Below are 21,252 nucleotides of genomic sequence, written 5' to 3'. Positions count from 1 at the left end.
CGCGGACCAGATGGGGTGAGGACCCTAGGCCCCGGCCCGGACCTCCTGCGCCGCGGCAACCATGTTCTTCAGCGACGCCGTCACCTCGTCGGGGTTGCGGGTCTTCAGCCCGCAGTCGGGATTGACCCACAGCCGTTCCGCCGGCACTGCGCGCAGGGCCGCGCGCAACGACTCCGCCATCTCCTGCGTGCTCGGCACCCGCGGCGAGTGGATGTCGTAGACGCCCGGGCCGACGCTGTTGGAGAAGCCGGCCGCGTTCAGGTCGTCCAGCACCTCCATGTGCGAGCGTGCCGCCTCGATGGACGTCACGTCGGCGTCCAGGTCGGCGATGGCCCCGATCACCTCACCGAACTCGGAATAGCACAGGTGGGTGTGGATCTGCGTGGAGTCCGCGACCCCGGAGGTGGCCAACCGGAAAGACCCTACGGCCCAACGCAAATACTCCTCCTGCTGGGCGCGGCGCAGCGGCAGCAGCTCCCGCAGCGCCGGCTCGTCGACCTGGATCACCGCGATGCCGGCGGATTGCAGGTCCACCGTCTCGTCACGGATGGCCAGCGCCACCTGGTTGGCGGTGTCGGCCAGCGGCTGGTCGTCGCGGACGAACGACCACGCCAGGATCGTGACCGGGCCGGTCAGCATGCCCTTCACCGGTTTGTCGGTCAGCGACTGGGCGTAGGTGATCCACTCGACGGTCATCGGGTGGGTGCGGATGACGTCGCCGTACAGGATCGGTGGGCGCACGCAGCGGCTGCCGTACGACTGCACCCAGCCGTTCTGCGTCGCGAAGAAGCCCTCCAGCTGTTCGGCGAAGTACTGCACCATGTCGTTGCGCTCCGGCTCACCGTGCACGAGCACGTCGAGCCCGAGCTCCTCCTGCAGCTTGACGACGTCGGCGATCTCCTTGCGCATCCGTTCCTCGTACTCCGCCTGGTCGATCTCGCCGGCCCGCAGCGCGGCGCGCGCCTTGCGGATCACGGCGGTCTGTGGGTAGGAGCCGATGGTGGTCGTCGGCAGCGGCGGCAGATGTAGCCGCTCATCCTGGCTGGCGCGGCGCGCTGCCGCCGCACCCCGGTGGGTGCCCGACGCGACGATCGCGTCGATGCGGGCGCGTACCCGATCGTTGTGCAGCCGCGGATCGCTCCGACGCGAGGCCGCCGCGGCAGTGGACGCCGCGATCTCGTCGGCGACGGCGTCGCGTCCTCCGAGGTCGCTGCGCAGTGCGCGCGCGAGCGTCACCACCTCGGCGACCTTCTCCTGCCCGAAGGCCAGCCAGCTGCGCAACGCGTCGTCGAGTCCGGTTTCGGGCTCCAGCGAGTAGGGGACGTGCATCGTCGAGCATGAGGTCGAAACCGCCACCGCGGCAGCCGAACCCAGCAAGTGGGACAGCTTGCCGAGTGCCGCCTCCAGATCGGTGCGCCAGATGTTGCGTCCGTCGACGACGCCGGCCACCAGGGTCTTGCCGGACAATTCGGGTATGCCCGCCACCCCCGTGCCGGTGCCGTAAACCAGGTCGACGCCGATCGCCTCGACCGGGGTGCGGGCCAGCCCGGCCAGGGCGGCGCCGGGGTCACCGAAGTAGGTCGCGACAAAGATTGCGGGCCGGTTCGCGACGTTGCCCAGCGCGTTGTACGCGGCCTCGGCCAGCGCGGGAGCATCGGGGGAGATGTCGGTGACCAGCGCCGGCTCGTCGAACTGCACCCACCGCGCGCCGTTGTCGGCGAGCAGGGACAACAGTTCCGCATAGATTCCCACCAGCTCCTCGAGCCGCTCGGTGGGGGCGGCCGAGCCTTTGACGCCCTTGCTCAACAGCAGGAACGTGATCGGTCCGATCACCACCGGACGGGCCGGAATCCCTTGACTGAGCGCCTCTTTCAGCTCGGACAGCACCTTGTCCGGGTTCAGCGAAAAGGTGGTCGCGGGCTCGATCTCGGGCACCAGGTAGTGGTAATTGGTGTCGAACCACTTGGTCATCTCCAGGGGCGCGACGTCGGAGTTGCCGCGCGCGGCGGCGAAGTACCGGTCCAGGTCGTCGGACACCCGTGCGGCACGGGCGGGCAGCGCCCCCAGCATCACGGCCGTGTCCAGCATCTGGTCGTAGTAGGAGAAGGTGTTCACCGGAACCGAGTCCAGGCCGGCATCGGCCAAACCTTTCCACATGTCGCGGCGCAAGGTGGCGGCGACGTTTTCGAGTTCGGCCCGGCTGGTTCGTCCGGCCCAGTAGCCCTCGGTGGCGCGCTTGAGTTCGCGCTTCGGCCCGATGCGCGGAGAGCCGATGACGGTGGCGGTGAATGGTTGAACGGTCACGATGCGGTCCTATCGATCAGCGGGGTGGTCACCGCCAGAGGACGCGCAGCCGATCCGCCGCGGTGCACCTTGCGCACACCGCAACGCCTTCAGCCGAACGCCCATTCCACGAGGCGGTGAGCCGCCGGACGCGGCGCGCCCGGCACGGCTGGCAGGTCTTCGGACTCGCAGGCGCGCACCGTTCAGTGCTCCTACTGGCCGTCGCTTCCCGGTCTTGCGACCAGTGCTTGGTTGACGGCGGTCGTTCCTGCATACCGCTGCGGGACAGTCCCGGACTCACACCGGGTTCCCTCTCGCGAAGCGTGACTAACGTGCTCCGCTCGATGCCGTCGCCTCGCGGCGACGGCAGACCAGCTGCGCAGCGGAGTTTACAGCGTCGAGTATCAGAGCGAGGCCCTGGCGCTCAACGCGTCTCGAGGTGAGCTGTGACTGATCGTCTGTTAACGTGCCCGTTAGTTATCGGCCGGGGCCGTCCGAACTGCTACACGTGCTGTCGCCACTGTCGCCACCGGCGGCAGTCCGCCGCGGTCGCGCGGGGCTTTCCAGAGAAGGGGAATCCCAACATGAAGGCGAAATTATTGGTGGCCATGTTCGGCGCGGCAGCGGCGATCTTGGCGGCCGGTGTTATGTGGACCGCGCCATCGGTCTCGGCTGACTCCGACTTCTGCAATTCGCTCCCGGCCAAGGACGCTCGCGATTGCAACTGCGGCTTCAACTTCGCCCCCGGCAGTCCGGAGCTTCAGCAGTGCCTGTCGGGGAACGCGGTTGCGCCCCGTCCCGCGCAACCTTAGGCGCCGGGCATCGACTGAGTGCGCGCGCCTCGGTTGTCACGTCGGCGTCGCGCGCGCTGGACCCAGCTCGAAAGGCCCCACGCCCGCGGCGGCGTTCACCGGTCAGCCAGCGCTTCGGCGATCGGCGTCTCGCCGTTGTTGAAGTCGATCGTTCGGCCGACGGTCGAGTCGTCCGCGAGCGCGGCGGCCACCACCAGCGCGACATCGGCCCGCGACACCTCCCCCTTGCCCTGCCCCAGCGCGATGCGGCCGGTGGCCGGTTCGAGCGTGAGCCGCCCCGGCCCCAGGACGGTCCACTGAAGATTGCTGGCCCGTAGCTGGGCATCCGCGGCCGCCTTGGCCTGCGCGTAGTGGTAGAACGAATTCTCCTGCGGTACACCGTGGTCCGGCCCCGCGCCGAAGTAGGAGACCATGACGAATCGCTTGACGCCCGCCCTCGCGGCGGCATCGATCACCCGAATCGCGGCGTCGCGATCGACGGCGTAGGTGCGCGCCGGATTGCCGCCGCCCGCTCCCGCCGAGAAGACCACCGCGTCGTGCCCGGCCAGCAGGCCGGCCAGGGCGTCGGTGTCGAGCCGCTCGATGTCGGCCACCACGGGCTCGGCACCGGTGGCCGCGGCGTCGTCGGCGTGGTCGGGGTTGCGGAAGACCGAACTCACCTCGTCGCCGCGGTTGGTCAGGATGCGGGCCAGCTGCAGCGCGACCTTGCCGTGGCCGCCGATCACGACGATTCGTGCCATGCCCCCGACGTTAGCGCTTGTGCCGCTCACAGGCCTTCCGGGTGGTGCGCCGCGGTGCCCAAATCGCGGGTTCGCCGGCTGACAACGACGCAGTGAACTGCTGGCCGTGCTCGGCCGTACTTGCAGAGGAGCGGTTTGTCGAACGAGAGAGGAACGATGGCAGGGGTAGCTTCCGATGGCGACGGATCGACCACCTTTCGCACCCGGTCACCGGAGCACGCGATCCATCTTTGTGAATCGGCGTTCCATCCCCACAAACTTCGACTGCTCGGTCCGTCGAAGGGTTTCGGCTTCACCCAACGACTCGTGCAGGCCGGATCGATCACGCTGGCCGACCTCACCTACGACACCGACGTGTCGCTCGCTTTCGCGGAGGGCCGCGACAGCTACTACATACACATTCCGATTCAGGGTTGGCTCGAGTCGCACCAACTTGGGCAGGAGCTGGTGTCATCTCCGATGACCGCGTCGGTATACCGCCCCAATGCCGACATGGCGGTGACCCGATGGCCCGGCGGCAGTCGTCATCTGGGGGTCAATATTGATCGACTAGTTGTCGACACTGCGCTTGAGACTCTCCTGGGCCGCCGGATCGAGGACGCCGTCGCGTTCGACCCGACCTTGCCGCTCACTGACGGCCCCACCCGGAGCTGGCTGAGTCAGCTTTTCTGGATCAACCGCGAATTGGCGCGCGCGGACAACCCGCTGCGGCACTGGGCCGTTCTGGACCGACTGGCGGAGAGCCTTGTCTACGGTCTCCTCCTGGTGGCAAACCATCCCCACCGCGACGAGTTGGACTCCGCGGTGCGGCCCGCCAGACCAGCAGCTGTGCGCGAAGCGATGGACATCATCGAAAGAGCACCGCAGTCGGCGTTGTCGACCGCGACGTTGGCGCGGCAATGCAACGTCAGCGTGCGGGCACTGCAGGAAGCCTTCCGGCGGCACCTCGGGATGTCGCCGATGGTTTACCTCCGTGTGGTCAGGCTCCGCCGTGCGCATGCTGATCTGCGTTCGGCGCATTCCTCGCAAACCACCGTCGCGGCCATCGCCGAGCGTTGGGGGCTCGGCCACCTCGGTCGGTTCGCCGCGGCCTACCGAGCCCAGTTCGGCGAGACGCCGGCCCAGACTCTTCGTGCTCGCGCCGACTAACGCGCTCTAGCCGGAAAACGTGGAGCGATAGCCGCGCAGCGCGCCCGTCCCCGCCGGACGTAGCCAGCGCTCACACCGGTGGTGTAGCCATGAAACATGGCTCAAATCAAGCGGTTTCGACGAGCGTCGATAAGCCGTCTTGCCGGTGCGAGGAGATGAAAACGAAATGACATCAGCGTCAGATGAAAGAGGCTTTCTTGCAGCGGTATTCGCGGACGGCGTGCACCGCAATCAGAGGCGACTTGCCGCCCGGCTGAAGCCGCAATACGACTTCATCGTGTGTGGCTCGGGCTCATCCGGCTCCGTGGTGGCCCGCCGGCTGGCGGAAAACCCCGACGTCAGCGTGCTGGTCCTAGAGGCCGGTGGCTGCGACGGCGGGCCAGAAATCAGGCAACCCGAGATGTGGCTTTCGAATCTGGGAAGTGAGCGCGACTGGAACTTCAACGCCGAACCGAATTGCCACTTGAACGGGCGGGCCATCCCGTACTCGATGGGCAAGGTCTTGGGTGGCGGTTCGAGCATCAATGTCATGGTGTGGGCACGTGGCCACAGAAACGACTGGAATTACTTCGCCTCTGAGGCCAAGGACCCGCAATGGAGCTATCAATCGGTGCTGTCCATCTATCGGGCGATCGAGGATTGGCACGGTGTTCCCGATCCAGAACGCCGAGGCACGGGTGGGCCGGTATACGTCGAACCCGCAACAGAGGCCAGCCCGCTCGCGCATGCAGGACTCGCAGCCGCAACCTCCCTCGGCATTCCGACCTTCACAAGTCAGAACGGTGATCTGATGGAAGGAGAAGGCGGCGCGTCGATCGTTGATCTGCGTATCCGGAACGGGTTGCGGCAGTCAGTCTTTCGCACCTACCTGTTCCCGGTGATGGACCGGCCGAATGTGACGGTTCTGACGAGCGCGTTGGTTACTCAAGTGGCGTTCGACGGCGGGCGCGCCACCGGCGTCGAGTTCCTACGCGACGGCAAGTTGCACCGGATCGAAGCGAAATCCGAGGTGGTTCTCTCGCTCGGAGCGATTCACACGCCCAAGGTTCTCATGCAATCCGGAATCGGCGACCAGAATGAATTGCAAACGCACGGTATTCGGGTCGTACAGCATTTGCCAGGCGTCGGCCGAAACCTCCAGGACCACCCGGGCTTCTCATGCGTCTGGGAGTACCGGGACCCGCTACCCTGGCGCAACAGCGGTGGTGAAATGACCGTCTTCGCCCGAAGCGACTCGGGTTTACGGACTCCGGACCTCCAGGCTTATCAACTCGAGTTTCCGTTCTCGAGCGAGAAGAACGCCGAGAGATTCGGCTTACCGGAGTCAGGCTGGAGCATGTATGGCGCAGTGGTGCGCCCGAAAAGCCGCGGACAGATTCGTCTGACCGGGCCCAACCCGGACGACCCGGTGCGCATCCACGCCAATCTCCTCTCGCACCCCGACGACCTGGATGCCGCAGTCGCGTGTCTCGAACTGTGTCGCGAACTCGGCAATTCGGCGCCTCTTCGTCGATTCAGCAAGCGCGAAGTCATGCCGGGGAGCCTGAACAAAGCGGACCTCGTGCGCTTTATCCGCAACGAGGCCACGACTTACCACCACCAGACATGCACGGCCAAGATGGGCCGGGACAGCATGTCAGTGGTCGATGGCTCCTTGAAAGTGTATGGCGTCGAAGGCCTTCGGATTGCCGACGCCTCCATCATGCCTCGGGTCACCACCGGGAACACGATGGCTCCCTGTGTCATCATCGGCGAGCGCGCCGGGCAGATTCTGCGACACCACCATGCTCTGTGAGTCGATTGGAGGGAAGTGAGGTATGAGTTCCACAACTATGGTGGACCTGACCGGTAGCTTCGCCACAGGGATGCACGAGGTACTCGCCGAGGCGGCGCGACAGGGACCGTTGGCTACCGACGAGATCACGGGCGCGACGGTGGTGTTGCGTCAATGCGACGTTGAAACACTGGCCCGCGACGAGCGGCTGAAGGGCATCGGGCTGGCCCTGTTCGACTTCATGGGTATCAGCGACGGCCCACTGCGCGACTGGTACAGCAGGCTGATGTTCACCACCGAGGGTGACTCCCATCGCCGCCTTCGGTCGCTGGTGTCCCGTGCCTTCACGCCGCGCTCCGTCGAGGGGCTGAGGTCGACCGCAGCGGGCATGGCTGCTGCCGCCATCGCTTCTGCAACGCTGGACGGGGGAGATCTGGTGGCGTCCTGCGCGGGGCTGGCAACCCGGTTGATCTGCCGCCTCCTCGGAGTCCCGGACGGCGATGTCGGCGCATTCACGCGATGGGCGGATGCCCTGAGCCCGGTTTTCTACGTGATGACACCCGACCAGATCGCGGGGGCGACGCGAGCGATCGTCGAGTTGCAGCGCCATATCGAGGCGCTGGCGCAGCGTCGAACCGAAGATCCCCGTCCCGATCTCATCACCGCCTTGCTGACCGCAGCGGCCGACGGTGACAGGCTCAGCCGCGACGAGACCGTGGCGATGATCGCGAATCTTCTTGTCGCCGGCCACGACACGACGGGCAGTCAGATACCGTGCAGCCTGCTGGTGGCGTTGCAGCACCGCGACCGCCTTGCCGGGGTAGCGGGCGACGACGTGCGGCTTGCCAGCGCGGTCGCCGAGACCATGCGCCTCGAGCCCAGCATCCCCCTCATTCCGCGCACCGCCGTCGAGCCGATTGACCTACACGGCACGACCATCCCGGCGGGATCGATTGTTCTGCTGTGCATCGCCTCGGCATGCCGTGACGCCACTGCGTGGCCGTCGCCGGACCGCTTCGATCCCGAGCGGTTCATGCGTGCGGGCACGCCCCGGCTGATGAACTTCGGCGCCGGTGCGCACTACTGCCTGGGTACCTCGCTCGCGAAAGTCGCCGTGGAGGAGTGCGTACGGGCCCTGCTCGCCGCACGGCCCGCCCTGCACTTGGGGCAGGACCCCGCCGACATTGCGTGGCGCCGCATCCTCGGCCGCAGCCCGAAACGCCTACTCATCGGTGTCGACGCGAGCTAGCCCCGCTAGAGCTTCACCCGCCCCATGATCAGATCGATGATCGGCTTCCCGGGCGGGTACGCGCCGGTGAGCGAGGCCATGGTGTGTCCGTAGTCCACCAGCAGCGTGATCCCGCTGATGCCGAAGGCGGCGGCGCTGTTCAGGAACGCCATGACGTCACCCATTTGCTCGGGGGTGTGCACCTTCGATCCGGTCTCGTCGCGGTAGTCCTGGGCGAAGGTGAGCCAGAGGTCGGCGTTGGCCTGGGCCAGGGGGGTGTCGGTGGGTCCCGGGCAGATCGCGTTGATCCGGATGCCCTTCTTGAGCAGCGGGTAGCCCTGGGTCGCGACGTAGGCGTTGACCACCTTCTTGGAAAAGCCGTAGTGGATGATGCCTTCGGATTCGTGCGCCTTGACCCACTCTTGGGCCGACGCGAAGTCCGGCGTGGCGAGGAATTCCGTCAGCAGCTGCAGGTCGTTCTCCCAACCCATCCCGGCGACCGACGAGATGAAGCAGATCGCCGAGCCCGGGGGGAGTTGGTTTTTCTCGAGCAGGCGGTCGATCAGGTGGCGGTGGCCGATGAAGTTGATCGCCATCAGGTCGGTGGTCCCGTCCGCGATGCCGGCGGCCGAGAAGACGGCGTGGATGGGGCCGTCGAGCTGTTCGAGCGCAGAGTCGATCGATGCGGGGTCGCGCAGGTCCACCTGGATGGCCTTGGCGACGTCGTAGTTGACCGGCGCGTAGTCCATCACGATCACTTCGGCGCCGAGCTCGGCTGCCGACTTGGCCGCCGCCGCGCCCATGCCGGTGGCGCCGCCGACGACGAGAGCCCGCTTTCCGTCGTAGCGCAGCCGATCGACAACAGTCATGGAAATCCCCTTCTCGTTCACTGCTAACGCGGTTCTAATCGCCCAACTGTATGGGTAACAGTTTTTTGGTTCAATACCTACTTGGCGCGGACCGCGACGCCACGCAAAACCGTGTCGCGGACGTGCACCAGCGCGGCGCGTTTGCCGACCTCGGCGAGGATGTTCTCCGGTATCCACTGCAGGCCGATGACGCATCGTGCCAGCATCGCGGTGGACGCGGCGTCGACGGTGATCTCCCCCGATCGGATGCCTTCGGAAAGAAGCGTTTTCATCTGCCGAAGCCGCGTGGCGTACAACCAGCCTGGGTTGGGGGTGTCCGGCGGCGATTGACGCATCCAGGCGAGCTGAATCCGGAACTCGTCCGAAAACCGATCGAGTGCATTGACGTTGACCCAGCTCAGCGCGTCCAGTTTCTCGATGGGCGTGGCATTCGAGCGCAGGACGCCGACCCAACCCGCCTCCACCTTCCTGCCGAAGGATTCCATGATCGAGGCCAGGAGTTCGTCCTTTGAGCCGATCACCCGATAGACGGTGCCCGTGCCGAGGCCGGCCGCCGACGCGATGTCCCTGATGGTGGTGGCCTCGTAGCCCTTGCGGCCGAATTCCGTTCGCGCCACCGCGCGCACGTGCGCCGCTTTGTCGCCGGGGTCGGCGTCGCTGTCGTCCGACCAGGTGTCGATGACCGCGCTGGCGGCGGCGAAAGCAGGGGACCCGTCGAGCGCCGAGTCGGCGGGTGGCCGCGTCGCCAACCCTTCCAACATGATTCGACAGAGCAAAGCGGCGACCTGGTCGGCGGGCGACTTGTGGCGCATCACGTCGAGACCGACCTGCAGCATGGTTTGGCAGATGCGGTCGGCCAACGTGGGCAGGTCGATGTCGGATTTGATGTATCCGCTCCACCGCCCCGCGCGCAGCGTCTGCAGCATCGCCTCCTGAATCGCCACGGGCCGCTGCTGAGTCAGCTTCATCAACTCCGGATCCGTGCTCGGTCCCTCGTAGAACGACATCTGCAGCGCGGCGCGATGCCGCACGGCGCAGTCCGCGATCGCCGAGCCCAGCGCGACGATCTGCTCGGGGACGGGGCGCGGGTCCGACTTGTCCAGCTTGGCCTGTGCGGACCGCCCGATGCGATCCAGGTCATCCTGATAGCGGCGGATCAACTCGATGAGGATCGCCTCTTTGGACTCGAAGTGGTGATAGAGGCTACCGGGAAGAATGCCGGCCGCGTCGGCGATCTCCTGCAGCGAGGTCCGCAATCCCGACTGTGCGATCAACGTGGCAGCGGTGGTCAGGATCTCGGTCCGGCGCGTCCCCAAATCGGCTGGGAGACTTGCGTTCAACGACTCGGCTCTCGGCATGATCAGCGGTGTGCACGCCCGGACGACTGCGGACCGGCAAACATGCGCATTCGTCCCTCCCGCCAACCAAATCTTTGTTAGAGGCTATCAGACCGACGCCGACGAATCCGCTGGTTAACAGCGGTGACGGGGCCCGTTCTCGAGCGCGGGATTGCCGAGGGCTGCGCTTCCGTCGAGCATCTTCGGCGCTGGGCGGGTGTTGCTGAGCGGGTGCCCGGCATACTCAGCGCCCGCCCCTCTTCGCAAGGCGCGCACCGAGTTCGACGAGGTACCGGTCCGAGCCACCGAGGAAGGCGCTCCAGCCCAGCAGGCGTTTGAGGTACAGGTGCGCGTCGTGTTCCCAGGTGTAGCCGATCCCGCCGAACACCTGGATGGCCGTGTCGCCCACCGTGGCCAAGCGCCCGGCGAACGCCTTCGCCCGCAGCGCGGCCAGGTGCCGCTCGTCAGGGTCGGCGTTGTCGGTCGCCCAGAGCGCGTGGATCACCCCGCCGCGTGCCAACTCCACGGTCTCGAACATGTCGACGCACAGATGCTGGACCGCCTGGAAGGAGCCGATCGGCTGACCGAATTGCGTTCTGGTTTTGGCGTATTCGACGGCCATGTCCATCACTGCGCGCGCGGCGCCGAGGGCGTCGGCGGCGGTGGCGATCAGCGTGTCGTCGATCACCGCAGCGATGTTTTCCGGGGATGCCGCGGCCAGTCGCTGCCCGGGCGCCGAGTCGAGCGTGACCCTGAATTGCTTGCGGGTCTGGTCGATACCGCGCTCGAGTTCGACCGAAACACCGGGCGCGCGGGCTGGCACCGCGAAAAGCCCGGCGCCGCCGTCCTCCTCGGCGAGCGCCAACAGCACGTCCGCGGCGGCGGCATCGGGGATCGCCGCGATCTCGCCGCGTAAAGACACGTCGCCGTCTTGCCCGCTCGCGGCGATCGAACCGATTTTGGCGTCCGGGAAGCAGACGGTGGCGATCGTACTGCCGTCGGCGATGCCGTCCAGCAGCTCGGCCGCCGTGTTGGTGGCGCCGAGCCGGGTCAACGCCCGCGGGGCGGCGACCGCGGTCGACAACCACGGCCCCGGATGCAGTGCGGCGCCCAACTCTTCGGCCACGATTCCGGCCTCGACCATCGTCATGCCGGCGCCACCGTAGGCTTCCGGCACCAGCAGGCCGGTGGTCCCGAGGTCGGCCAGGCCGCGCCACACGGGTTGCGTGGTGCCGGTCGGGTCGTCGAGCAGCGGACGCACATGGCCGGAGATCGATGCCTTTTCGCCGAGATAACGGCGGGTCGTGTCGCGCAGCGCGACCTGCTCGTCGGAAAGTTCGAGGTTCATTTGCGCGGCAACCCGAGTACCCGCTGGGCGGTGATGTTCTTGTTGATCTGGCTGGTGCCGCCGGCGATGGTGAGCGAGCGCGACGTCAGGCGGTAGCTCGCCCACGGCGCGCCGGCATCGCTCGTGCCCAGCACGTCAAACCCCAGCGCGGCCATCTCCTGTCCGATCTCACCCCACACGGTCTTGGCGAGGCTCGCCGATCCGAAGGCGTCACCGCCATGCAGCGTGGCCGAGATCGACCGCTGGCACAGGACTTCGAGATACTTGATGCGGAGCGCGATTTCGCCGAGGCGCCGCAGTGTCACGGGATCTTCGAGCGCGTCGGTGTGCGTGGCGATGTCGTCCACCAGTTCGTCTAGCCGCACTTGCATTTCGGCGTAGAGCCGTGCGGCCCCGGCCCGTTCGTGGCTGAGCGTCGTGGTGGCGACCTGCCAGCCCGCATTCAGCGGTCCGAGCAACGCGTCCGCGGGGACCCGCACGTCGTTGAAGAACACCTCGGCGAAGTCGGCGTCGCCGTTGAGCGTCACCAGCGGGCGAGCTTCGATGCCCGGCAACCTCATGTCGACGATCAGGCAGGAGATGCCCTTGTGCTTCGGCGCGTCGGGGTCGGTGCGCACGTAGAGCTGGCACCAGTCCGCCCGATGCCCGAGCGACGTCCAGATCTTCTGGCCGTTGACGACGAAGTCGTCGCCGTCGCGCACCGCGCGGGTCCGCAGTGCGGCGAGGTCGGAACCCGCTTCGGGTTCCGACATCCCTTGGCACCAGATGTCGTCGGCGCGCATCATGCGGGGGAGCAGCGTCAGCTTCTGCGACTCGGTCCCGTATTGCATGATGGCCGGTGCGATGTTGTTCAGCCCAATGACGTTGAGCGGCATCGGGGCTCGGGCCCGCGTGGTTTCCTCCGTGTAGACCAGTTGCTCGAGAACCGTCGCGCCGCGACCACCGTACTCGCGAGGCCACGAGACCGCGGCCCAGCCCGCGTCGGTCATCGTCGCGCTCCACGCGCGCAGCATCTCGAATGCGGCGTCATCGCGTCCGGAGGGTCGACGGGCGGCCACCAGCTCGTCGGTCAGGTTCTTCGATAGCCAGTCGCGCAGCTCGCCGCGGAACTGCTCCACTTCCGCCGGGTATGAAAAGTCCACGTCCCTCTGTCTTCAGCGTCTTTGGCTCGTTAGCCCCTTGAACCGGTGGCCAAGCCGGACTTTACGGTTGAGCACATCGTTGGTCAACAAGGTCGAACTGGCGCCGATGAGCTGCCGTTGCGTCGCGCGCATCGTTGTCTCGATTGACTGCGGTGGCACCGGACTCTACGGTGGAACAGATATTTGGTCAACGGAGTCCAAGCGGTTCGGAGATTGAGCGTGTCCACCGACGTTCGCGGTGACCGGGTGGCGGGCCTCGGAATGCTCGCATCGGCGCTCGCGGGCCGAGCCGTGGCGGTGGCCGAATCCCGGCCGGGGGATCCGTCGTGGACCGACGGCCAGACCATTCACGTCGATGTGGGTGCGAGCACCCGCCGACAGCTCGAAGCCGTTGCGGTGCAGGCGTCGATGATCGCGGCCGGCAGCCTGGATCCGGGCGTCGTACGCTCGCTGCTGCGCCGCCCTCGGGTGGCCAAGCGCTATCTGGCGGTGGAGGGGCACCGGGCGCTCGCCGCCAGCGCCCACCTGCTGCCAGGCGTCCTTGCGTCCGTGGCGAACCGGGACACTGCCAGTCGCAGCGATTCCCCCGCCGCCTCGCTGCGGATCGCCCAAGGACGCGCGGCGATCGACGACCCCGCACCGGAATTCGGTGTCATTCGTGCGGCCAAGATGCTGGCCGCACCCGACCGGGTGGCCGAACAGCGGGACAAGGAACAACCCGGGCACATCCCGAGGAGCAACGGCGCCAACGAATTGAAAGAACTCGACGACGACGAGGCGGACGATTCCGACGATCCCGATCTGTTCACCAGCCCGGTGGGTGGCGGCGGTTTCATCGGCAAGTGGTTGAAGAAGATGCTCTCGTCGGCGCGCAAGACCGGGAGCGGTAGGGGGCCGCCCGGCGCGGACACCCCGACGCACCGGACCAACTCCGCCAAGCGCGGATTGGACGCGGTGACGTCGCTGGCGGCCACGTCGGGTGAGGACGGTGAAGAGCAGCGGGCCCCGACGGCCGCGGGCGGCCTGAAGTATCCGGAATGGGATGGCGCGCGCAGGATGTACCGGCCCGCGTGGTGCACCGTGCGCGAGATCGAGGCCGAGATCAAACCGTCGGCGGCGCATGCGATCGAAGCCGCCATCGGCGTGCGCCGACCGCTGTCCCGGCTGGGCATGGGTCTGCACCGGCGCCACCGGCAGTCGCAGGGCGACGACATCGACATCGACGCGGCCGTCGAGGCCCGCGTCGAAGCCTTGGCCGGTTCGGTGCCCGGCGAGGCGGTGTACCTGGACAGCCTGCGCCGCAGGCGTGATCTGTCGGTGCTGCTGTTGCTCGATGTGTCGGGCTCGGCCGCGGAGCCTGGCACGGTCGGACGAACGGTGCACGAACAGCAGCGCGTGGCGGTCGCCCAGCTCGCGGTCGCGCTCCACGACCTGGGTGACCGGGTTGCGCTCTACGCCTATTACTCGCAGGGCCGGGGCGCGGTCAACGTGGTGCCGGTCAAACGATTCGACGAGCACCTCGACACCCGAGTCATGAAGCGGCTCAACAGCCTTGAGCCCGGGGCGTACTCCCGCCTCGGTGCGGCCATCCGGCACGGGTCGGCGGTGCTGGACGCGCGTGGAGGCACGACACGGCGGCTGCTGGTGGTGCTCTCCGACGGGCTCGCGTACGACCACGGGTACGAGCGGGCCTACGGCGCGGCCGACGCGCGCCGGGCCCTGGCCGAGGCTCGCCGGCGCGGCATCGGCTGTGTATGCCTGACCATCGGCGCGGGTACGGACGTGCAGTCGCTGCGCCGGGTGTTCGGTGGCGCCGCGCACGCCACCATCGCGCGCCCGGACGAACTCGCCGCCGTGATCGGGCCGCTGTTCCGGTCCGCGCTGCGCTCGGTCGAGGTCCGTCGCCGGGTGGCGCGGCAGCCGCGGGTTTCAGGCCCGAGTCGTGAACATGCTAGTCAGAGCTCTTGAAACAAACATCTGGTCCAAGATAGGCTCCATTTCACCGTGGGGGCAGAAGGGAAGCTATGGCCAACGAGTCCGGGCTTGCGCGCCGGAACGGCGCGATCCCTGGGGCGGAGGGGGCCCGGCCCTACTACCGGGCGATCGGCGGCGAGGAGGCCGTCTTCACGGCGGCCCACCGCCAGGGCCTGGCTGTCGTTCTGAAGGGGCCGACGGGTTGCGGCAAGACCCGATTCGTCGAGGCGATGGCCCACGATCTCGGCCGGCCACTGATCACGGTCGCCTGCCATGACGACCTGACCACGGCCGACCTCGTGGGCCGGTATCTGCTGCAGGGAGACGAGACCGTCTGGGTGGACGGCCCGCTGACGCGGGCGGTGCGTGAGGGGGCGATCTGCTACCTCGACGAGGTGGTGGAGGCGCGGCAGGACACCACCGTGGTGTTGCACCCGCTTGCGGATCACCGGCGGCAGCTGCCGATCGAGCGGCTGGGCGTCACGCTGGACGCGGCGCCGGGATTTGGCCTGGTGGTGTCCTACAACCCGGGCTATCAGAGTGTGCTGAAGGACCTCAAGGACTCGACCCGGCAGCGGATGGTCGCCATCGAATTCGACTTCCCCCCAGCCGATGTCGAGGGGGGGATCGTTGCACACGAGGCCGGCGTGGGTGTTGGCACCGCCGCCGAGCTGGTGCGTTTCGGGCAAGCCATCCGCCGGCTGGAAACTGGTGGGCTGCGCGAGGTCGCGTCGACGCGCGTGCTGGTTTCCGCGGGCAAGCTGGTCGCGGAAGGGCTGACGATGCGCGAGGCGGCGCGCGCCGCGATCGCGGGACCGCTCACCGACGACGCGGCGGTGGGTAGGGCCCTGGGCGAGATGATCGAGATCTATCTGGACGGGACCGCGAAATGAATGGCGGGCGTACGTTTTTCACCGGGAGGTCGAATGTCCTACGAAAGCAGCGCTGAGCCGATCAAGGTCGGTTACCTGATGGACTTCACGCTGCCACCGGGTTTCCCCGAGGAACTGATGGCGAGTTTCACCCGGTGCTTCGACCTCATCTTCCACGAAGCCCATGAACAGGGCGTGATCGATCGCCCGGTGCAAATGATCTACCGCGAGGTGGAGGGCTTGCCCAAGGGTTCGGTCAAGGCCGTGATCGACGCGTTCGGCGAGCTCGTCGACGAAGGCTGTCTGGTGGTGTTCGGACCGCACATCACCGACAACTGCGTGCCGACGCGCGAGGCGATCGAAGAGCGGTTCAGGGTGCCGGCGATCAGCGTCACCGGCACGGACGACTGGCTGGGCGAGTGGACATTCGCGTTCCCGCAGGGCTCGATGACCGACGAGCCGATCTTCATCGTGGACCTGGTCGCCAAACGCGGGCTGTCCGAGATCGGAGTCCTCGTCGAACAGAACCTGATCGGCGAGAGCTACCTCAAGAACCTGCGAAGCGCGTGCCGCCGCAACGGGATCCGGATCGTCGCGGAGGCGGCGATCGCCCAGACCGCGCAGGACATCAACGAGGCGGTCCGCACGCTGCACGAGGCCAAGGCGGAAGTGATCGTGCATCTGGGTTTCGGCTTCGGCATCGTATTCATCAACCCCGCTTTGGAAGCCGTGAACTGGGATCCGCCGCGATTCACCACCACGGCATTCCAGAACGCCTGGGTGAACCCGATCATGTGGAACGCGTTCATGGGCTGGGTCGGGGTCGACCAGTACGACGAGGAGAACCGGCTCGGTCAGGAGTTCCTGGACCGGTACGCGCAGAAGTATGACGGCAGCCGTCCCGAATATTGCGTGTCGGTGGTCAATCACGACGTCGCGGCGACGCTCGTCCGCGCGTTCGCCGATGCGCACCCGCTCAGCCCGCGCGGCGTCAAGGAGGCGTTGGAGCGGGTGAAGATGATGCCCGCCGCCTCCGGCGCCCCCGGGACCCGCGTGTCCTTCGGGAAATGGACGCGCCGGGCGTGGATGGGCGCGGGCTACCTGGTCGCCCGGACGCTGGACGCCGACGGCATCAACTCGCGCCTGGTCGATCGCTTCGGAGAGTGAGGTCGCCAAAGCCATGAGCACCGATCAATCCACACCGCTTGCCGCGCAGGACAACCCGGCGCGGCCGCGGGCGGGCGAGAGGCGCGGCTGGGGCGGCTGGATCGCCGGCGCCGCGCTCGCCGCGTTCGCACTGTTCTTCATCGCGAACTGTCGCTCAGGAGAAGGGGCCCTCGACCCGCGCGTCGCCAACCCGAATGTGCAAGGCCGCCCCCGCCCGGTGAAGTTCATCTTCGGACTGGACTACATCACCTTCCTGCACATCTCCACCGTCATCATGCTGCTCGTCCTGCTCGTGGTGTTCATCCGGGGCTGGCGACGCAACCCGGGCAGTCCGGTGATGCTGATGTTCCTGTGCACCACGCTGATCGTGTGGCAGGACCCGATCATGAACTGGGCGCCGTTCGCCGTCTACAACCCCGACCTCATTCACTGGCCGGAATCCTGGCCGCTGGTGTCGCTGTCGCCGACCGTCGAGCCGTTCGTCGTATTCGGTTACGTCACTTTCTATTTCGGCCCGTACTTTCCGGCCATCTGGATCCTGCGCAGGCTGCAGGCCAAATACGGACCGACGGCGTTCGTGTCGCGGCACCCGCTGGTCAGCCTCGGCCTGCTGACCTGTGCGATCGGCTTCGTCTTCGATGCGTGGCTGGAGATCCAGCTGGTCCACATGGGCATGTACATCTACTCCCAGGTGATCCCGTGGGGCTCGGTGTTCACCGGGACGACGTTCCAGTTCCCACTGATCTGGGAGTCGTTCTCGGTGACCTTCGTGATGGTGCCCGCCGCGATCCTTTGCTACCGCGACGACACGGGTAAATCGGTGGCGGAGAAGCTGGCCGCCAAGGCCAGGATCTTCCCGGCGCGCCCGGTGCTCGGCACGTTCCTGGTGATGTTCGCGATCATCAACGTGTCCTATTTCGCCTACGGGGCGTGGTTCTGGGTGATCAAGGTCAGCCACGCGGCCACCTCGGTGGCGTGCCCTTGGCCGTACCCGGAAGCCAAAGTCTATGACCCGCAAGGGTATTACCAGAAGGCCGGAGCCCAGGGCCCGTACTCGGTCGGCATCTGGTCGACCTGGGCGAGTGGGGAGCCGAACGGGCGACCCCATGTCGATCCACCGCCACCCGGTCAGGGTCCCTGCGCCACCGCTTCCGCGCCGGGTGCGCATGGCTGAGCCGCGCGCCGCCGTCATCACCGGCGCCTCCCGCGGTCTGGGGTTTGCCTCGACCGTGCGCCTGTACCGCGAAGGCTGGCGGGTGGTCGCGGCCATGCGGACCCCCGACCGTGGGATCCCGTTGCTCCGGGCGGGGACGGGGGCCGCCGAAGACGACGACCGGCTGGTCGGCGTGCAGCTCGACCTGTTGGATGCGGCGTCGATCGCGGCGGCGGCCAAGGCCATCGAGGAAGCCGTGGGCGCGCCCTACGCGCTGGTGCACAATGCGGGGATCTCGGCCGCCGGGATGGTCGAGGAGACCGATATGGCGCTGTGGCAGAACATGTTCGCCACCAGCGTCCTGGGTCCGGTGGCGCTCACCCAGGCGCTGCTGCCCTCGATGCGGGCGGCCGGCCAGGGGCGCATCGTCCTGGTGTCGAGCGCGGCGGGGGTGCGTGGTCAGCCGGCCACCGCCCCATATTCGGCGGCCAAGGGCGCACTGGAGCGGTGGGGGGAATCGATGGGGTGCGAGATCGCGCCCTTCGGCCTGGGGGTGACCGTTCTGGTCGCCGGCACGTACGACACGGAGATCATCACCGATGCGGGCACCACCGACAACCGTGACTTCGGCGGCCCGTATGCGCGGCTGCACCAGACCATGAACAGCCGCGGCAGGGCCGCGATGAAACTGGCCCGGCCGCCGGAGCTGTTCACCGACGGCCTGCTCAAGGCGCTGGACGACCACGCGCCGTTCCGCCGCCGCGGTGTAGGCCCCGACGCCTCGATGTTGTTGGCCGCCAACAGGATACTTCCGGCCTCCGGCATGCACCACGTATCGCGCATCGTGCTGGGCATACCGAAGCAGGGTTCCATGCGGGGCGGGGCATGGCCGTTGACAGCAGGACAGCGGGCGATGGTGTTCGTCGCGCGGATTGTGCCGCAGCCGCTCCTGCAGCGCTTGGCGGCCCGTAGGGCGAAGTGAGGGAGCATTGATGGAACAGCTTTTCGACGACCTGGAGGGCTTCGGCGCCTTCGACGACGCGGTCTCGGGCGACGTGCGCGACCCCTACACCGAACTGGCGCGGTTGCGCCGCGAGGAACCCATTCAGCGGCTGGATGTTTCCGGGATGCCGCACGAAGAGTCCAAACCGGTCTTCATCGTCTACCGCTTCGAGGAAGCCCAGCAGATGCTGCGTGACAACGAGACGTTCTCGTCGGCGGCCGTCATCGCGGCGTTCGGCCCGGTGCTGGGGGAGCGCGTGATGTTGGGCATGGACGAGCCGGTGCACGGCCGGTTGCGGTCGCTGGTGTCAAAGGCCTTCTCGCAGAAGGCGTTGGCGCGCTGGGAAGACGAGCTGGTCGGTCGGGTGGGCAATAGCCTCATCGACCGGTTCGCGGCGAACGGCAAGGCGGACCTGGTCAAGGACTTCACCTTCGACTACCCGAGCCGGATCATCGCGGGCCTGCTTGGCCTGCCGGAGGAGGACTATCCCCAGTTCCAGCGGTGGTCCATCTCGCTGCTGAGCTGGATCCTGAATCCCGAACGCGGCCTTGCCGCGTCGGCGGCGCTGTGCGACTACTTCGCGCCGATCCTGCAAGCCCGCCGCGCTGAACCCAAGGACGATCTGATCAGCGCGCTGGCCCAGGCCGAGATCGACGGCGAAAAGCTCGAGGACGAGGAGATCTACTCGTTTTTGCGCTTGCTGCTGCCCGCCGGGGTGGAGACGACGTACCGCTCGCTGGGCAGCCTGCTGCTGGCGCTGCTGTCGGACCCCGCGCAGCTGGCCGCCGTCCGCGCGGACCGGTCGCTGCTGCCGCAGGCCATCGAGGAGGGTGTGCGGTGGGAGCCTCCGCTGCTCACCATCACCCGGGTGGCGACCCGCGACACCGAACTCGGTGGGGTGCCCATACCGTCCGGCTCGACGGTCATGCCGATGCTGGGTGCGGCCAACCGGCAGGAAGACCGATACCCCGCTCCGGACGCGTTCGACATCTTCCGCTCACCCAGGGCGCACCTGGGCTGGGGGCACGGCGTGCACGTCTGCCTCGGCATGCACCTGGCGCGGCTGGAAATGCGCACCGCCATCAACCTTTTGCTCGACCGGCTGCCCAACCTGCGGCTCGACCCGGACGCGGACGACCCGCACATCCGCGGGCAGGTCTTCCGCTCACCGACGTCGGTGCCGGTGCTTTTCGACCCCTGACAACCAAGCCCGTAGGGGCCGTCGCTTGCCAATCGGCTAGTTTCCGGTAAGGCTCTCCATAGCCCCTCCGCGATTCAGAAGAGAGTGACAGTTATGACCGAGGCTGTAAAGGTTCGTTTCGAGCCGAAGATGATGATCGACGGCAAGCTCGTCGACGGCCAAGCCGGCACCTTCACCAACATCAACCCCGCCACCGAGGAGGCGCTCGGCGAGGTCGCCGACGCGTCCAAGGAGGACATGCACCGGGCGATCGACGCCGCCCGGCGAGCCTTCGACGAGACCGACTGGTCGACCAACCGCGAACTGCGCAAGCGCTGCCTGCTGCAACTGCACGAAGCGATCGAGTCGGAGAAGGAAGAGCTGCGCGAGGAGCTCATCCTGGAGGTGGGTTCGCCCCGGGCGATCACGTTCGGCCCGCAGCTGGACGCCCCACTGGAGGACGGACTCAAGTACCCCGCCAGGCTGATCGACGAATACGCCTGGGAAACCGACCTGGGCGACAAGGTGATCAGCCTGACCGGCACGCTGACCACCCGAAAGGTCTGGCGCGAGCCGGTGGGTGTGGTCGGCGCGATCGTGCCGTGGAACTTCCCGTTCGAGGTCACCCTCAACAAGCTCGGCCAGGCACTGGGCACCGGCAACACCGTGGTGCTCAAGCCGGCGCCCAACACGCCGTTCAACGCGACCCGGCTCGGCCGGCTGATCGCCGAGAAGACCGACATTCCCGCGGGCGTCGTCAACGTCGTCACCGCGTCGGATCACTTTGTGGGTGAAGAACTTACGCTGTCGCCCAAGGTCGACCTGATCTCGTTCACCGGGTCGACGGTGGTCGGCCAGCGGATCATGGAGAAGGGCGCCGCGACCATGAAGCGGCTGTTCCTGGAGCTCGGCGGCAAGTCGGCCACCATCGTGCTGGAGGACGCCGATTTCGGGATGGCCTGCGCGATCGGCATCGCGCCGTGCATGCACGCCGGGCAGGGCTGTGCGAACCCCACCCGGATGCTGTTGCCGCGGTCGCGCTACGACGAGGGCGTGGAGATTCTGAAGAGCATCTACGAGAACGTCACGTGCGGCGACCCGCAGGACCCGGGAACGCTGTGCGGTCCGGTGATCTCCGAGGTGCAGCGCAACCGCGTGATGGGCTACATCCGCAAGGGTGTGGAGGAGGGCGCGACGGCGCTGGTCGGCGGCCCCGACGCG

16 protein-coding genes and 1 riboswitch are annotated in these 21,252 nt (G+C 67.3%); of the genes, 10 read left to right on the top strand and 6 right to left on the bottom strand.

Annotation, left to right across the window (positions count from 1 at the left end):
* Nucleotides 1-24: 24 nt before the first annotated feature.
* Both metE and A5692_RS11355 read right to left on the bottom strand, forming a co-directional pair.
* The gene (metE, locus tag A5692_RS11365; RefSeq protein ID WP_068055904.1) at nt 25-2,304 is read right to left on the bottom strand and encodes a 5-methyltetrahydropteroyltriglutamate--homocysteine S-methyltransferase; all 2,280 of its coding nucleotides are present in this window, start codon (nt 2,302-2,304) and stop codon (nt 25-27) included.
* Nucleotides 2,305-2,436: 132 nt separating this feature from the next.
* Nucleotides 2,437-2,630: riboswitch (cobalamin riboswitch) on the bottom strand.
* Between the two features lie 560 nt (nt 2,631-3,190).
* Nucleotides 3,191-3,835: an SDR family oxidoreductase gene (locus A5692_RS11355; RefSeq protein ID WP_068055897.1), complete on the bottom strand. Its 645-nt coding sequence runs from the start codon at nt 3,833-3,835 to the stop codon at nt 3,191-3,193.
* 156 nt (nt 3,836-3,991) lie between these two features.
* Between A5692_RS11355 and A5692_RS11350 the strand changes: the two genes are divergently transcribed.
* The 3 genes from A5692_RS11350 (at nt 3,992) to A5692_RS11340 (ending at nt 8,007) form a co-directional block, all read left to right on the top strand.
* Nucleotides 3,992-4,984, top strand: coding sequence for an AraC family transcriptional regulator (locus tag A5692_RS11350; RefSeq protein WP_067924645.1), 993 nt, complete (start codon nt 3,992-3,994; stop codon nt 4,982-4,984).
* 166 nt (nt 4,985-5,150) lie between these two features.
* Nucleotides 5,151-6,779 (top strand): GMC family oxidoreductase, encoded by a 1,629-nt coding sequence (locus A5692_RS11345; protein ID WP_082962599.1) that lies wholly within the window; start codon nt 5,151-5,153, stop codon nt 6,777-6,779.
* 22 nt (nt 6,780-6,801) lie between these two features.
* On the top strand, nt 6,802-8,007 hold the full coding sequence (locus tag A5692_RS11340; RefSeq protein WP_082962597.1) for a cytochrome P450: 1,206 nt from the start codon (nt 6,802-6,804) through the stop codon (nt 8,005-8,007).
* A 5-nt stretch (nt 8,008-8,012) separates the two neighbouring features.
* On the opposite strand, the gene A5692_RS11335 is transcribed toward A5692_RS11340, so the two are convergent.
* The 4 genes from A5692_RS11335 to A5692_RS11320 form a co-directional block, all read right to left on the bottom strand.
* Nucleotides 8,013-8,855 (bottom strand): SDR family oxidoreductase, encoded by an 843-nt coding sequence (locus A5692_RS11335; protein WP_068055938.1) that lies wholly within the window; start codon nt 8,853-8,855, stop codon nt 8,013-8,015.
* 77 nt (nt 8,856-8,932) lie between these two features.
* The gene (locus tag A5692_RS11330) at nt 8,933-10,213 is read right to left on the bottom strand and encodes a TetR/AcrR family transcriptional regulator (RefSeq protein WP_068055890.1); all 1,281 of its coding nucleotides are present in this window, start codon (nt 10,211-10,213) and stop codon (nt 8,933-8,935) included.
* Between the two features lie 223 nt (nt 10,214-10,436).
* A complete protein-coding gene (locus A5692_RS11325) occupies nt 10,437-11,540 on the bottom strand; it encodes an acyl-CoA dehydrogenase family protein (protein ID WP_068055883.1) in 1,104 nt (367 codons plus the stop codon).
* Nucleotides 11,537-12,682 carry an acyl-CoA dehydrogenase family protein gene (locus tag A5692_RS11320; RefSeq protein WP_068055880.1) on the bottom strand — a complete coding sequence of 382 codons (1,146 nt, stop codon included), beginning with the start codon at nt 12,680-12,682 and terminating at the stop codon, nt 11,537-11,539. Before A5692_RS11320 ends, A5692_RS11325 begins: the two co-directional genes overlap by 4 nt.
* A 261-nt stretch (nt 12,683-12,943) precedes the next feature.
* Here A5692_RS11320 and A5692_RS11315 point away from each other — a divergent pair, with 261 nt between their 5' ends.
* The 7 genes from A5692_RS11315 to A5692_RS11285 form a co-directional block, all read left to right on the top strand.
* Complete coding sequence (locus A5692_RS11315) at nt 12,944-14,650, top strand: nitric oxide reductase activation protein NorD (protein WP_197514428.1); 1,707 nt, start codon at nt 12,944-12,946, stop codon at nt 14,648-14,650.
* A gap of 56 nt (nt 14,651-14,706) precedes the next feature.
* Nucleotides 14,707-15,549, top strand: a complete 843-nt coding sequence (locus tag A5692_RS11310) for a CbbQ/NirQ/NorQ/GpvN family protein (protein ID WP_068055874.1) — start codon at nt 14,707-14,709, stop codon at nt 15,547-15,549.
* A gap of 33 nt (nt 15,550-15,582) precedes the next feature.
* Complete coding sequence (locus A5692_RS11305) at nt 15,583-16,695, top strand: ABC transporter substrate-binding protein (RefSeq protein ID WP_068055871.1); 1,113 nt, start codon at nt 15,583-15,585, stop codon at nt 16,693-16,695.
* 13 nt (nt 16,696-16,708) lie between these two features.
* Nucleotides 16,709-17,869 carry a spirocyclase AveC family protein gene (locus A5692_RS11300; RefSeq protein WP_068055868.1) on the top strand — a complete coding sequence of 387 codons (1,161 nt, stop codon included), beginning with the start codon at nt 16,709-16,711 and terminating at the stop codon, nt 17,867-17,869.
* Nucleotides 17,862-18,830 (top strand): SDR family NAD(P)-dependent oxidoreductase, encoded by a 969-nt coding sequence (locus A5692_RS11295; RefSeq protein ID WP_068055936.1) that lies wholly within the window; start codon nt 17,862-17,864, stop codon nt 18,828-18,830. Before A5692_RS11300 ends, A5692_RS11295 begins: the two co-directional genes overlap by 8 nt.
* A gap of 10 nt (nt 18,831-18,840) precedes the next feature.
* A complete protein-coding gene (locus A5692_RS11290) occupies nt 18,841-20,052 on the top strand; it encodes a cytochrome P450 (RefSeq protein WP_068055865.1) in 1,212 nt (403 codons plus the stop codon).
* Nucleotides 20,053-20,145: 93 nt separating this feature from the next.
* The coding region (locus A5692_RS11285) for an aldehyde dehydrogenase family protein (RefSeq protein WP_068055862.1) at nt 20,146-21,252 on the top strand (1,107 nt) is incomplete at its 3' end.

This window comes from Mycobacterium sp. E342 (genome assembly GCF_001667665.1).
Lineage (GTDB): Bacteria > Actinomycetota > Actinomycetes > Mycobacteriales > Mycobacteriaceae > Mycobacterium.
The sequence above is the reverse complement of the archived record's forward strand: the minus strand, read 5'-3'. Positions and strand labels throughout refer to the sequence as shown.